Origin of the sequence: Pseudomonas benzenivorans (genome assembly GCF_024397895.1) — a bacterium.
Classification (GTDB): Bacteria; Pseudomonadota; Gammaproteobacteria; order Pseudomonadales; family Pseudomonadaceae; genus Aquipseudomonas; species Aquipseudomonas benzenivorans_A.
Genome location: NZ_CP073346.1, coordinates 1,248,408 through 1,261,500, shown reverse-complemented (window position 1 = coordinate 1,261,500; position 13,093 = coordinate 1,248,408). Strand labels below are relative to the sequence as shown.

Below are 13,093 nucleotides of genomic sequence, written 5' to 3'. Positions count from 1 at the left end.
GCGAGTGCCGTCCGCCATGGAAATCAACCCGATCCTCAACAGCATCAAGGACCTGTCCGAGCGCACCCAGACTATTCGGGGGTATCTTTGACTACGATCAAAAGCATGATCGTCTGGTCGAAGTAAACCGCGAGCTGGAAGACCCGAACGTCTGGAACAATCCCGAGTACGCCCAGAGCCTGGGGCGTGAGCGTGCGTCCCTGGCGCAGATCGTCGAGACCCTCGACGACCTCAACGGCAGCCTGACCGACTCCCGCGATCTGCTGGACATGGCCGCCGAGGAAGGCGATCAGGGCGCGGTGGACGATGTCGCCGCCGAGGTCGAGCGCCTGCGCGGGATCCTCGAGAAGCTCGAGTTCCGCCGCATGTTCAGCGGCGAGATGGACCCGAACAACGCCTACCTGGACATCCAGGCCGGCTCCGGCGGCACCGAGGCCCAGGACTGGGCCAACATGCTGCTGCGCATGTACCTGCGCTGGGCCGACAAGCGTGGCTTCGACGCCACCATCATGGAGCTGTCCGCCGGCGAAGTGGCGGGGATCAAGGGCGCCACCTTGCATATCAAGGGCGAATACGCCTTCGGCTGGCTGCGCACCGAGATCGGCGTGCACCGCCTGGTGCGCAAGAGTCCGTTCGACTCCGGCAACCGCCGCCACACCTCGTTCACCGCGGTGTTCGTGTCGCCGGAGATCGACGACAACATCGAGATCGAGATCAACCCGGCCGACCTGCGCATCGACACCTACCGCTCCTCCGGTGCCGGTGGTCAGCACGTCAACACCACCGACTCGGCGGTACGTATTACCCACGTGCCGACCAACACCGTGGTCAGCTGCCAGAACGAGCGTTCCCAGCACGCCAACAAGGACACCGCCATGAAGATGCTGCGGGCCAAGTTGTACGAGCAGGAAATGCAGAAACGCAACGCCGCCTCCCAGGCCCTGGAAGACTCCAAGTCGGATATCGGCTGGGGTCATCAGATCCGCTCCTACGTGCTCGACCAGTCGCGGATCAAGGATCTGCGCACCGGCATCGAGAACAGCAACTGCGACGCGGTGCTCGACGGCGACCTCGATGAGTTCATCGAGGCCAGCCTGAAACAGGGCCTGTAAGGCTTTTGACTCTCCCGGCCGATGCCGGGGGAGGACGGGGGTGAGGGGCCGGACGCTGCGCTGTCCTGTCCGCCCCCTCACCCCGACTCTCTGCCCGCCGGCAAGAGAGGACGAACCAGTTACGGAACCAAGCGACCATGAGCGACCAACAACTCGAGCAGCACGACCAACACGAACTGCAGCAGGAAGAAAACAAGCTGATTGCCCAGCGCAAGGAAAAGCTTGCCGCCGTGCGTGAGCAGGGTAACCCCTTCCCGAACGATTTCCGCCGCGACTGCTACTGCGCGGACCTGCAGAAACAATACGTCGACGCGAGCAAGGAAGATCTGGCCGCCGCCGCCATTCCGGTCAAGGTCGCCGGGCGCATCATGCTCAACCGCGGCGCCTTCATGGTGATCCAGGACATGAGCGGGCGCATCCAGGTCTACGTCAATCGCAAGACCCTGTCGGCCGAGACCCTGGAAGCCATCAAGCACTGGGACCTGGGCGACATCATCGGCTGCGTAGGCACCCTGGCCCGCTCCGGCAAGGGCGACCTGTACGTCGAGATGACCGACGTGCGCCTGCTGACCAAGTCGCTGCGTCCGCTGCCGGACAAGCACCACGGCCTGACCGACACCGAGCTGCGCTACCGCCAGCGCTACGTCGACCTGATGGTCAACGAGGAGGTGCGTCACAGCTTCCGCGTGCGTTCCCAGGTGATCGCCCATATCCGCAACTTCCTCATGCAGCGCGACTTCCTCGAAGTGGAAACGCCGATGCTGCAGACCATTCCCGGCGGCGCCGCGGCCAAGCCGTTCGAGACCCACCACAATGCCCTGGACATGCAGATGTTCCTGCGCATCGCCCCGGAGCTGTACCTCAAGCGCCTGGTGGTCGGCGGTTTCGAACGGGTCTTCGAGATCAACCGCAACTTCCGCAACGAGGGCGTCTCGACCCGGCACAACCCCGAGTTCACCATGCTCGAGTTCTACCAGGCCTACGCCGACTACGAAGACAACATGGACCTGACCGAGGAGCTGTTCCGCGAGCTGGCCCAGCTGGTGCTGGGCAGCACCGACGTGCCCTACCAGGGCAAGGTGTTCCACTTCGGCGAGCCGTTCGCCCGCCTGTCGGTGTTCGACTCGATCCTCAAGTTCAACCCTGAAATCAGCGCCGCCGACCTGATGGACGTCGACAAGGCCCGCGCCATCGCCAAGCAGGCCGGCGCCAAGGTGCTGGGCTTCGAGGGCCTGGGCAAGCTGCAGGTGATGATTTTCGAGGAGCTGGTCGAGCACAAGCTGGAGCAGCCGACCTTCATCACCAAGTACCCCTTCGAGGTGTCGCCGCTGGCGCGGCGCAACGATCAGGACCCGAGCGTCACCGACCGTTTCGAGCTGTTCATCGGCGGCCGCGAGATCGCCAACGCCTACTCCGAGCTGAACGATGCCGAGGACCAGGCCGAGCGCTTCATGGCCCAGGTGGCCGACAAGGACGCCGGCGACGACGAGGCCATGCACTACGATGCCGACTTCGTCCGCGCCCTGGAATACGGCATGCCGCCGACCGCCGGCGAAGGCATCGGCATCGACCGCCTGGTCATGCTGCTCACCGATGCGCCGTCGATTCGCGACGTGATCCTCTTCCCGCACATGCGCCCACAGGCCTGACGGGAACGCAAGCCGCCTTAGGGCGGCTTTTTTGTGCGCTGACCATCGCCTATTCTGCGGGCTAGAGGTTGTGCCTGAAGTCAGTTCGTATGTGCCAGAGGATTGTTCCGCCGTGATCGATAAGCCTGCTCAAGAAAACGCCACCAAGGTGGCCACCGCCGTCGCTGAGAGCGTCCAGTACCTGGGGCGCAAGGCCAGTCGTCAAGGAAGCGAACAGCGCCGCCAGGCGATACTCGATGCCGCCATGCGCCTGATCGTGCGCGAGGGCGTGCGCGCCGTGCGCCATCGCGCGGTGGCGGCCGAGGCCGGCGTGCCTCTGTCGGCCACCACCTACTATTTCAAGGACATCAACGACCTGATCACCGATACCTTCGCCCAGTTCGTCGAGCGCAGCGCCGCCTACATGGCGAAGTTCTGGAGCAGCACCGAGGGGGTGCTGCAGGAACTGGTCGGCCAGCTCGACGGCAGCGGCGAGGCCAGGCGTCGTCTGGCCGACGAGATTGCCCGCCTGGCTGTGGAGTACGTGCGTTATCAGCTCATCAATCGTCGCGACCATCTGCTGGCCGAGCAGGCGTTCCAGCAGGAGGCGCTGCTCAATCCCCGCCTGCACGACCTGGTCCGTGCCCATGGGCAGATTCTCGCCCAGGGCGTGATCCGCTTCTTCGAGGTGCTCGGTTCGCAGCAGCCGGAGCAGGATGCCCGGTTGCTGACTGCGATCATCCTGCGCATGGAGTATCAGGGGCTGCTGGATGGCGTCGAGCATCTGGACAGCCAGGGCATGCTGGCCACGCTCAAGCGTTACATGCACCTGGTGCTGGGGCTCTGAGGGGCAGGGCGTATCCAGTGCGGACATCAGGCAGGCCGCTGTGTTATACGCTTAAGTTATATGTGGGCCATGGGGGCCAGCATCGAACCTCGCCGTGGCTCGCTTTGTCTCAACTGATGAGTTCGCCGATGGGCGCAGTGCCGAATCGTTTCACAAGGAGAGCGTAATGAAAGCCTGGCGCATGGTGGTCGCCTTGTCCTTCCTGCTATTGAGTGGTTGCCTGGTCACCGTCAAGGATCCGATCCCGGCCAATGAAGCGGCGCCGATTCCCCTGCTTGGCGAATGGGCGCGCACCAATGAGTGGGGTGAGGAGCTGTTCCTACGGATCAGTCGCTCCGGCTCCAATACCTACAGGGCCGAGACTTTTGTCGACGACCCGGAAAACCTCGACAGCCGCAAGGAGTACGCTTTTACCGTGGCCCACCACGGCCGGCGCTGGTACCTGTCCGTCGGCCTGCCGAAGCGCCTGGGGGCGAATTTCGCCATCGCCGGTTTCGAGCTGACCCAGCGTAGCGAACTGGTGCTCTACAGCCTGGATGTCGAGCGCATCCTGCAGGAGGTCGAACTGGGCGTGTTGGCGGGCGAGGTGGTGGATACCTCCCAGGGTGACGGCGCGCTGATCACCAGCCCGCTGGACAAGCTGTTCGCCTATCTCGATAACCCGGCCAACGCGGATGTGTTCGTCGAAGTCGCACGCTATCAGCGCGTCGGTCGGTAACCGCGGGCGCCGCAATGAGGATTCGATGAACAGTCTCAACGAGCTGGACGACTATCAACTGACCGTGCGCGGCTTGTCCGACCGTATCGTCGAGGCGCAGACGCCGATTCGCGTGCTGGATGCGGTGAAGTGGGATGACAACGTCCGCGCCGACTTTCTCAAGCACAAGGGCAAGAAGCTGCCGGCGGTCGATCGCGACTACTACGCCGGACGCCCGCTGGCCTATGACCCCGCGGCGAAGAAGCTGGAGTTCCAGAACATCGAGCGCGACATCACCCGTCAGCTCGGTCAGTTCAATCCGGTCGGGCAGATCATGCGACGCATGTGCCGCGAGTACCGCATGGTGATCCGCATGCTCGAGGCGCGCGGCACCGAGGATTTCGGCCTGATCTCCCAGGACCTCTATGGCGCCGCGTCCGATGCCTTCCATGCCGGCGATCCGACCCTGTCCGACCTGGGGCTGATGTTCTCCGACTTCCTGAACAACATCGACGACCGCGGCGACCTCAAGGACGAACCGAAGAACCTCACGGCCAAGCAGGCCGTGGACCTGCTCCAGCATCGCCTGAACAAGGTGTTCGGCGAGGCGGAGGAGACCATCCGGGTATTCGAGTCCGACGGCATCCTCGCCGATGCGGCGGCCGGCGCCGACTACATCAAGATCCGCGCCGACGCCATGTTCAACGAGCGCGACGTCAAGGCCCTGGAGGTGCACGAGGGCCTGGTGCACGTGGCCACCACCCTCAACGGGCAGAACCAGCCGATCTGCACCTTCCTGGCCAAGGGGCCACCCTCGTCCACCGTGACCCAGGAGGGCCTGGCGATCCTCATGGAGGTGATCGCCTTCGCCTCCTACCCGACGCGCCTGCGCAAGCTGACCAACCGCACCCGCGCCATCCACATGGCCGAGGAGGGCGCCGATTTCCTGCAGGTCTGCGATTTCTATCGCCAGCAGGGCTTCAGTCTTGAGGACAGCTACAGCAACGCCAGTCGCGCGTTTCGCGGTTCGTCCCCGACCGGACTACCCTTCACCAAGGACCTGTCGTATCTGAAGGGGTTCATCATGGTCTACAACTACATTCAGCTGGCCGTGCGCAAGGGCAAGCTGGAGCAGATTCCGCTGCTGTTCTGCGGCAAGACCACCCTGGAGGACATGCGCACCCTGCGTCAGCTGGTCGACGAAGGCCTGGTGGTGGCGCCGAAATACCTGCCGCCGCAGTTCAGCGACCTCAACTCGCTGTCGGCGTGGATGTGTTTCTCCAACTTCCTCAATCACCTGAGCCTCGACCGGATCGAGGCCGACTACGCCAATATCCTCTAGCGGCCGCTGCGCCCGACCAGGCGGTGTTGCAAGGGATTCTGCCTTCGCAAGCGACGGTGCCAAGTGCCAGCAGGCTGTCAGCCCGGATGCCGTTCGGGTCGGGCAGCCGGCTCGATTTGCCAGGAGCCCGCGATGCCCAGTCATCAGCTCGATTACGAAATTCTCGGCGCCTCGGCGCAGAGCGTGGAGATCATCCTCGATCCCGGCGAGACGGTGATCGCCGAGGCCGGTGTGATGAACTACATGACCGAGGGCGTGCGCTTCGAAACCCGCATGGGTGACGGCTCGGCGAACGGGGTGTTGGGCAGGCTGTGGGGTGTCGGCAAGCGCCTGCTCACCGGTGAGTCGTTGTTCATGACCCACTTCAGCAATGCCGGAAAAGTGCCCGCCCGGGTGGCCTTCGCCGCCCCCTATCCGGGCACCGTGGTGCCGATCCAGTTGGCCCAGGTGGGTGGCCAGCTGATCTGTCAGAAGGACGCCTTCCTCTGCGCCGCCCACGGCACCGCCCTGGGCATCAGTTTCAACAAGCGCCTAGGCGCCGGCTTCTTCGGTGGTGAGGGCTTCATCCTGCAGAAGCTCGAAGGTGATGGCCTGGCCTTCGTGCACGCCGGTGGCACGGTGATCCGCAAGGAGCTGAACAACGAGACCCTGCGCCTGGACACCGGCTGCCTGGTAGCGTTCAGCGCCGGTATCGACTACGACATCGCCCTGGCCGGTGGGCTCAAGAGCATGCTGTTCGGCGGCGAGGGCATCCTCCTGGCGACGCTCAAGGGCAGCGGGACGGTGTGGATCCAGAGCCTGCCGTTCTCGCGGCTGGCCGAGCGGGTCTATGAGGCGACATTCAAGGCGCGCGAGGAAACTCGCGCCGGCGGCCAGTGAAAGGCCTCGGCTGGCTGCTGGCCGTCCTGGTCTGCCTGCACGGCTGCAGCGAGCTGCTGTTCTATCCCGAGCCGGGCCTGCCCTACACGCCGGCCAATGCGCGCCTGGATTACCGCGACGAGTATTTGAAGGCCGCCGACGGCACCCGCCTGCACGCTTGGTGGCTGCCGGCCAAGGCCGGTGTCGAGGTCAAGGGCACGGTGCTGCACCTGCATGGCAACGGCGGCAACCTGGCCAGCCACCTCGGCGGTATCTGGTGGCTGCCGGAGCAGGGCTATCAGGTGTTGATGCTGGACTACCGCGGCTATGGCCTGTCCGAAGGTTCGCCAAGCCTGCCGGCGGTGTATCAGGACGTCGCGGCGGCGTTCGCCTGGCTGGAGCAGGCGCCGCCGGCCCAGGGCAAGCCGCTGTTCGTCCTCGGTCAGAGCCTGGGCGGTGCCCTGGCCGTGCATTACCTGGCCGAGCAGCCGCGGCAGCGCGCGCGGGTCAGCGCGTTGATCCTCGATGGCGTGCCGGCCAGTTACCGCGAGGTCGCCCGGCACGCCCTGGGGGCCAGTTGGCTGACCTGGTCGTTGCAGGTGCCGCTGAGCTGGCTGGTGCCCGATGAGGACAGCGCCATCAACGTCATGGACCGTCTGGAAAACCTGCCGCTGCTGATCTACCACAGCGTCGATGATCCGCTGGTGCCCCTTTCCAACGGCGAGCGCTTGTATCAAGCTGCGGCTCCGCCGCGGGTGTTCCAGCCGACCCGCGGTGGCCACGTACAGACATTTACCGACCCGGACTGGCGCCAGCTGATGCTGCAGTTCATGCGTGACCCCAGTGGTTTCGCCGGCCTGCGGCATCTGGCGGAACGTCCCGTTTCTGAGAGCCCTCAATGAGTGAACGCGAGCCCATTCCCCTGATCCTCACCGCCATCGGCAGCATCTGCGCCACTATTGCCGTGCTCTGGTACTACGGCTACCTGCATATCGCCAAGCCCCAGGATGCCCTGCTGCTCGCCGATTTCACCATGCTCAAGACCGTTCCCGGCGAAGACTACAAGGTTTCCCTCAAGCCCGCCGGGCAGGTGGCGCAGTGCGTCGATGGGGTGCTGGTGCTGTTCGATCTGGAGCAGAAGGGGCTCACCGGGGTGCTGGTGGACAATCGCAAGCAGGCCGTGCGCTGCCTTGGCGCGCAGACGCCCTCGGCAACGCAGTAGACCGGGGGGGCGCCGGGCTCAGTGCTCGGCGCTGTCCTGTTGTTGCATCAGTTCACGCAGGTACTTGCGTGACAGGGCAAGAAAACGCGGGGTCGGGCCGATGTCTTCGTACAGCGGGTCCCCCAGTTCGTCGGTCGCCACGACCTGACTGCCCTTGACGTAGGGCAGGCTGGCCTCCAGTTCCTCGAGGGCCGCGCCGATCAGCTCGCCCAGCAGCTCTTCGGTGTGGTGCTTGGGGTACATCTCGGTCAGCGCCGCCAGGCGCGCAGCAGCTTCCAGGTCAAGGTGGATCTGGTAGGTGTTGCGGGTCAGGCGGCCCTTGGCGTTCTGTTCCCAGTGATGGACAAGCTCGCGAATCTTCATAACTACCTCGTCCTTTGCCTGCTGCAGGTAAACGGTGTGCTATCCGCTCAAAGGGGGCCAGGCCTTTCGCGCCCCCTTTCTATCTAGACTAGACCGCTCCCGGCGCCAGCAGGTTCGGCGTCGCGCCCTTGTAAGAAGTTGCCGCGCTGGGCACTCTTGAGCCAGCCACCGACGGAGGATTGACCATGACGGAAATCGACGCGCGCTTGCGCGAGGATGTGCACCAGCTCGGCGAGTTGCTCGGCCATACCATCAGTGCCCAGCTCGGCACGGCCTTTCTGGGCAAGATCGAGCGCATCCGCAAGGGCGCCAAGGCGGCTCGGCGGGGCTCCGCCGCCGGCGCCGAGCAGCTCAGCACGGCCCTCGATGGGCTTGCCGATGATGAGCTGCTACCGGTGGCGCGTGCCTTCAATCAGTTCCTCAACCTGGCCAATATCGCCGAGCAGTACCACCGCGTGCGCCGCCGCGGCGCCGACGAGCCCGAGCCGTTCGAGGCGCGGGTGCTGCCCGACCTGCTGCAGCGCCTGCGGGCCGGTGGACATGCCCCCGAGGCCTTGGCGCGCCAGCTCGGCGGCTTGGAGATCGAGCTGGTGCTGACCGCCCACCCGACCGAGGTGGCGCGTCGCACCCTGATCCAGAAGTACGACGCCATGTCCGCCCAGCTGGCGGCCCAGGATCACAGCGACCTGTCTGCCGCCGAGCGCGAACAGGTGGGTCAGCGCCTGCAGCGGCTGATCGCCGAGGCCTGGCATACCGAGGAGATTCGCCGCAGCCGGCCGAGTCCGGTGGACGAGGCCAAGTGGGGCTTCGCGGTGATCGAGCATTCCTTGTGGCAGGCCGTGCCGAACTTTCTGCGCCAGGCCGACCGCGCCCTGCAGGCGGCGACGGGCCAGCGTTTGCCGCTGGAGGCGGCGCCCATCCGGTTCGCCTCCTGGATGGGTGGTGACCGCGACGGCAACCCCAATGTCACCGCGACGGTGACCCGCGAGGTGCTGTTGCTGGCACGCTGGATGGCCGCCGATCTGTACCTGCGCGACCTCGAACAGCTGGCCGCCGAGCTGTCCATGCAGCAGGCCAGCGACGAACTGCGGGCCCGCGTCGGCGACAGCGCCGAGCCCTATCGCAGCCTGCTCAAGCAGTTGCGTGAGCGTCTGCGGGCGACCCGCGCCTGGGCCCAGGATTCTTTGCAGGGCCCGGTAACGCCCTCGGCGGCAGTGCTGCAGGACAATGCTGCACTGCTCGAACCCTTGAACCTGTGCTACCGGTCCCTGCACGCCTGCGGCATGGGCGTGATCGCCGATGGCCCGTTGCTCGACTGCCTGCGCCGCGCCGTGACCTTCGGCCTGTTCCTGGTGCGTCTGGACGTGCGCCAGGATGCCAGCCGCCATACTGCGGCGCTCGACGAGATCACCGACTACCTGGGCCTGGGGCGCTACGCCGAGTGGGGCGAAGAGGCCCGCCAGGGCTTCCTGCTGGCCGAGCTGGACAATCGTCGGCCCTTGCTGCCAACGCATTTCGAGCCGAGTGCCGAAACCGCCGAAGTGTTGGCCACCTGCCGCGAAGTGGCGGCGGCGCCGGCCGCCTCGCTGGGTTCCTACGTGATCTCCATGGCCGGCGCGCCTTCCGATGTGCTGGCGGTGCAGTTGCTGCTCAAGGAAGCCGGCCTGCAGCGGCCGATGCGTGTGGTGCCGCTGTTCGAGACCCTTGCCGACCTGGATCACGCCGGGCCCGCGATCGACCGCCTGCTCGGCCTGCCGGGGTACCGCGCGCGCCTGGCGGGGCCGCAGGAGGTGATGATCGGCTATTCCGACTCGGCCAAGGATGCCGGCACCACGGCGGCGGCTTGGGCCCAGTACCGCGCCCAGGAGACCCTGGTGCAGGTCTGCGCTGGCCATGGGGTCGAACTGCTGCTGTTCCACGGCCGCGGCGGTACCGTCGGTCGGGGCGGCGGTCCGGCCCATGCGGCGATCCTGTCGCAGCCGCCGGGCTCGGTGGCGGGGCGCTTCCGCACTACCGAGCAGGGCGAGATGATCCGCTTCAAGTTCGGCTTGCCGGATGTCGCCGAACAGAACCTCAATCTCTACCTGGCCGCCGTGCTGGAGGCCACCCTGCTGCCGCCGCCAACCCCCGAGCCGGCCTGGCGCGAGCTGATGGACCGGCTGGCCGCCGATGGCGTCACCGCCTACCGCGGCGTGGTGCGCGAACACCCGCAGTTCGTCGAATATTTCCGCCAGGCCACCCCGGAGCAGGAGCTCGGCCGGCTGCCCCTCGGCAGCCGGCCGGCCAAGCGCCGCGCGGGCGGGGTGGAAAGCCTGCGGGCGATCCCCTGGATCTTCGCCTGGACCCAGACGCGCTTGATGCTGCCGGCCTGGCTCGGCTGGGAGTACGCCCTGTGCAACGCGTTGAAGCGCGGCGAAGGCGAGCTGCTCGGGCAGATGCGCGAGCACTGGCCGTTCTTCCGCACCCGCATCGACATGCTGGAAATGGTCCTGGCCAAGGCCGACGCGGCGATTGCCCGCCTGTACGATGAGCGCCTCGTTCAATCGGATTTGCGACGTCTGGGCGAGCATCTGCGCGACCTATTGTCGCAGGCGGTGGCCGCGGTGCTGGGGCTGACCGGTCAGTCGCAGCTGCTGGCGCACAGCCCCGAGACCCTGGAGTTCATCAGCGTGCGCAACACCTATCTGGACCCTCTGCACCTGCTGCAGGCCGAGCTGCTGGCGCGCTCCAGACAGCGCCAGGATGAGGCCGACAGCCCTCTGGAGCAGGCCTTGCTGGTCAGTGTCGCGGGCATCGCCGCAGGGCTGCGCAACACCGGCTGATCAAGCTGTCCCGGCGTCCTGGCCAGGCGCCGGGCGGTGGCTGTAAGCGGCTCGGCGGGCGTCTTTCAGGCGTCCGGGCTGCGACAGCCTGTGCGACTTTCGGTGGCTTGTGCGCCAGGGATGCGCTGTGTATCTTGATCGGCCTTCTGGCAGTCAGGCACCCGTGCGCAGTGCTGCCGAAACCATTCTGAGATTGGCCCCAAGAGGCGAGTCCGACGATTTTCTATTTAAGTCTTGAGGAGCACATCGATGCGCGTGATTCTGCTGGGGGCGCCCGGTGCCGGTAAAGGTACCCAGGCTGGCTTCATCACCAAGAAGTTCGGCATTCCGCAAATCTCCACCGGCGACATGCTGCGCGCGGCGGTCAAGGCCGGCACCGAGCTGGGCCTGAAGGCCAAGAGCGTCATGGACGCCGGCGGCCTGGTCTCCGACGACCTGATCATCAACCTGGTCAAGGAGCGCATCGCTCAGCCGGATTGCGCCGGCGGCTTCCTCTTCGACGGCTTCCCGCGCACCATTCCCCAGGCCGAAGCCCTGAAGGAAGCCGGCGTGACCATCGATTACGTGGTCGAGATCGCCGTCGACGACGAGGAAATCGTCAGCCGCATCGCCGGCCGTCGCGTGCACCCGGCGTCCGGCCGCGTCTACCACACCGAGCACAACCCGCCCAAGGTTGCCGGCCTCGACGACGAAACCGGCGACGAGCTGATCCAGCGCGACGACGACAAGGAAGAGACCGTGCGTCATCGCCTGTCGGTCTACCACTCGCAGACCAAGCCGCTGGTCAACTTCTACCAGCAGTTGGCCGCCAGCGAAGGCACGCCGAAATACAGCGCCGTCGCCGGCGTCGGTTCGGTGGACGAGATCACCGCCAAGGTACTGGCCGCGCTCAGCTGAGTTCTCGGTCTCCTTGAAACAACGGCCCGCTTGCGGGCCGTTGTCGTTTCTGGCGTTGCGGCAGCCGGGTTGTCGTCGTTCTCGGAACAGTCATCTTGTTCGGGCAAGCTAGGCTCGAGTCTCTGGTCTATACCAGATAGGCTTCATTCCTCACTAAACGGAAGTAGGAGAACACATGAGAGTTATGCAGGCGTGGATGATGGGTTTGGCCATGAGCGTTGCGTCCCTGGGCGCCGTGGCCGCTACCGAGCTGCAGCACTGGCCCAGCGAGGCGGCCGCCAAGATCGACAGCATGATCGCCGCCAACGCCAACAAGGGCGCTTACGCGGTCTTCGACATGGACAACACCACCTACCAGTTCGACATCGAGGAGTCGCTGCTGCCCTATCTGGAAATGAAGGGTGTGCTGACCCGCGAGACCATGGATCCCTCGCTCAAGCTGATTCCGTTCAAGGACACCCCGGCGTTCAAGGAAAGCCTCAACAGCTACTACTACCGCCTGTGCGAAGTCGACAACCTGGTGTGCTACCCCTGGGTGGCGCAGATCTTCTCCGGCTTCACCCTGCGCGAGCTCAAGGGTTATGTCGACGAGGTCATGGCCTACGGCAAGCCGATCCCGCTGAAGTATTACGACGGCGACAAGGTGGTCGAGGGCAGCGTCAACCCGCCCAAGCCCTTCGCCGGCATGCAGGAGCTGTACAACCGCCTGCAGGAAAACGGCATCGAGGTCTACGTGATCAGCGCCGCCAGCGAGGAGCTGGTGCGGATGATCGCCAGCGACCCGAAGTACGGCTACAACGTCAAGCCGCAGAACGTTATCGGCGTCAACATGCTGCTCAAGGACCGCAAGACCGGCGCCCTGACCACCTCGCGCCTGCAGGTGCAGAAGGGCAACTATGACCCGGCGAAAAACCTCGACCTGGAGCTGACCCCCTACCTGATGAACCCGATGACCTGGTACGAAGGCAAGCTCGGGTCCATCTTCGGCTGGATCGACCAGTGGAAGATGCCGGTGCTGGTGGCCGGCGACACCCCGTTGTCCGATGGCTACATGCTGTTCAACGCCACCGATACCAGCAAGGGCGGCCTGCGCATCTGGGTCGATCGCAAGGCCAAGTACATCCAGCAGGTCAAGGACTGGCAGGCATCCGCGGCCAAGCGCCAGGCCGAACTGGGCCTGCCGGTGACCGCCGACAAGAACTGGCTGGTGGTCAGCCCCGACCAGCTGCACTGAAGTCCAGGCACCCGCCCCCCGGTGGTGGGTGCCAGACTGCCGCGCCGTCGCAATGACGGGGCGGCGGCTGG

General features: G+C 65.5%; 12 protein-coding genes. 11 read left to right on the top strand and 1 reads right to left on the bottom strand.

The features are described from left to right. Positions 1-16 precede the first annotated feature (16 nt). From prfB to KDW96_RS05900, 8 genes are all read left to right on the top strand, one after another. Positions 17-1,112, top strand: a protein-coding gene (gene prfB, locus KDW96_RS05935) for a peptide chain release factor 2 (RefSeq protein ID WP_255839518.1) whose coding sequence is annotated in 2 segments (ribosomal slippage) — positions 17-88 and positions 90-1,112 — 1,095 coding nt in all. Because the reading frame shifts where the segments join, the coding sequence is not laid out codon by codon here. A 137-nt stretch (positions 1,113-1,249) separates the two neighbouring features. After that, positions 1,250-2,761, top strand: a complete 1,512-nt coding sequence (gene lysS / locus KDW96_RS05930; RefSeq protein ID WP_255839517.1) for a lysine--tRNA ligase — start codon at positions 1,250-1,252, stop codon at positions 2,759-2,761. A 112-nt stretch (positions 2,762-2,873) separates the two neighbouring features. Beyond that, positions 2,874-3,587, top strand: a complete 714-nt coding sequence (locus KDW96_RS05925) for a TetR/AcrR family transcriptional regulator (RefSeq protein ID WP_370295344.1) — start codon at positions 2,874-2,876, stop codon at positions 3,585-3,587. Between the two features lie 166 nt (positions 3,588-3,753). Next, positions 3,754-4,305, top strand: coding sequence for a hypothetical protein (locus tag KDW96_RS05920; protein WP_255839516.1), 552 nt, complete (start codon positions 3,754-3,756; stop codon positions 4,303-4,305). A gap of 25 nt (positions 4,306-4,330) precedes the next feature. Further along, positions 4,331-5,626, top strand: a complete 1,296-nt coding sequence (locus KDW96_RS05915) for a flavohemoglobin expression-modulating QEGLA motif protein (protein WP_255839515.1) — start codon at positions 4,331-4,333, stop codon at positions 5,624-5,626. A 132-nt stretch (positions 5,627-5,758) separates the two neighbouring features. Continuing rightward, positions 5,759-6,505, top strand: coding sequence for a TIGR00266 family protein (locus KDW96_RS05910; RefSeq protein WP_255839514.1), 747 nt, complete (start codon positions 5,759-5,761; stop codon positions 6,503-6,505). Next, positions 6,502-7,386 (top strand): alpha/beta hydrolase, encoded by an 885-nt coding sequence (locus tag KDW96_RS05905; protein ID WP_255839513.1) that lies wholly within the window; start codon positions 6,502-6,504, stop codon positions 7,384-7,386. Before KDW96_RS05910 ends, KDW96_RS05905 begins: the two co-directional genes overlap by 4 nt. Then, positions 7,383-7,706, top strand: coding sequence for a PA3694 family proteiin (locus KDW96_RS05900; protein WP_255839511.1), 324 nt, complete (start codon positions 7,383-7,385; stop codon positions 7,704-7,706). The genes KDW96_RS05905 and KDW96_RS05900 overlap by 4 nt, the downstream gene beginning before the upstream one ends. An 18-nt stretch (positions 7,707-7,724) precedes the next feature. Here the strand turns inward: KDW96_RS05900 and KDW96_RS05895 are convergent, their stop codons facing one another. Next, positions 7,725-8,069 carry a pilin assembly protein gene (locus tag KDW96_RS05895; RefSeq protein WP_255839510.1) on the bottom strand — a complete coding sequence of 115 codons (345 nt, stop codon included), beginning with the start codon at positions 8,067-8,069 and terminating at the stop codon, positions 7,725-7,727. 185 nt (positions 8,070-8,254) lie between these two features. Here KDW96_RS05895 and ppc point away from each other — a divergent pair, with 185 nt between their 5' ends. The 3 genes from ppc to KDW96_RS05880 all read left to right on the top strand — a co-directional run bounded on the left by ppc (position 8,255) and on the right by KDW96_RS05880 (position 13,022). Further along, positions 8,255-10,891, top strand: a complete 2,637-nt coding sequence (ppc, locus tag KDW96_RS05890; RefSeq protein ID WP_255839509.1) for a phosphoenolpyruvate carboxylase — start codon at positions 8,255-8,257, stop codon at positions 10,889-10,891. 249 nt (positions 10,892-11,140) lie between these two features. After that, the gene (gene adk, locus KDW96_RS05885; RefSeq protein WP_255839508.1) at positions 11,141-11,788 is read left to right on the top strand and encodes an adenylate kinase; all 648 of its coding nucleotides are present in this window, start codon (positions 11,141-11,143) and stop codon (positions 11,786-11,788) included. A gap of 175 nt (positions 11,789-11,963) precedes the next feature. Next, positions 11,964-13,022 carry an HAD family hydrolase gene (locus tag KDW96_RS05880; RefSeq protein WP_255839507.1) on the top strand — a complete coding sequence of 353 codons (1,059 nt, stop codon included), beginning with the start codon at positions 11,964-11,966 and terminating at the stop codon, positions 13,020-13,022. Positions 13,023-13,093: the final 71 nt, after the last annotated feature.

What these genes read in the sequence shown, in the direction of transcription:
- KDW96_RS05880 (WP_255839507.1), top strand. Translation starts at nt 11,964, where the DNA reads ATGAGAGTTATGCAGGCGTGGATGATGGGTTTGGCCATGAGCGTTGCG.
- KDW96_RS05915 (WP_255839515.1), top strand. Translation starts at nt 4,331, where the DNA reads ATGAACAGTCTCAACGAGCTGGACGACTATCAACTGACCGTGCGCGGC.
- ppc (WP_255839509.1), top strand. Translation starts at nt 8,255, where the DNA reads ATGACGGAAATCGACGCGCGCTTGCGCGAGGATGTGCACCAGCTCGGC.
- KDW96_RS05920 (WP_255839516.1), top strand. Translation starts at nt 3,754, where the DNA reads ATGAAAGCCTGGCGCATGGTGGTCGCCTTGTCCTTCCTGCTATTGAGT.
- lysS (WP_255839517.1), top strand. Translation starts at nt 1,250, where the DNA reads ATGAGCGACCAACAACTCGAGCAGCACGACCAACACGAACTGCAGCAG.
- KDW96_RS05895 (WP_255839510.1), bottom strand. Translation starts at nt 8,069, where the DNA reads ATGAAGATTCGCGAGCTTGTCCATCACTGGGAACAGAACGCCAAGGGC.
- adk (WP_255839508.1), top strand. Translation starts at nt 11,141, where the DNA reads ATGCGCGTGATTCTGCTGGGGGCGCCCGGTGCCGGTAAAGGTACCCAG.
- KDW96_RS05910 (WP_255839514.1), top strand. Translation starts at nt 5,759, where the DNA reads ATGCCCAGTCATCAGCTCGATTACGAAATTCTCGGCGCCTCGGCGCAG.
- KDW96_RS05900 (WP_255839511.1), top strand. Translation starts at nt 7,383, where the DNA reads ATGAGTGAACGCGAGCCCATTCCCCTGATCCTCACCGCCATCGGCAGC.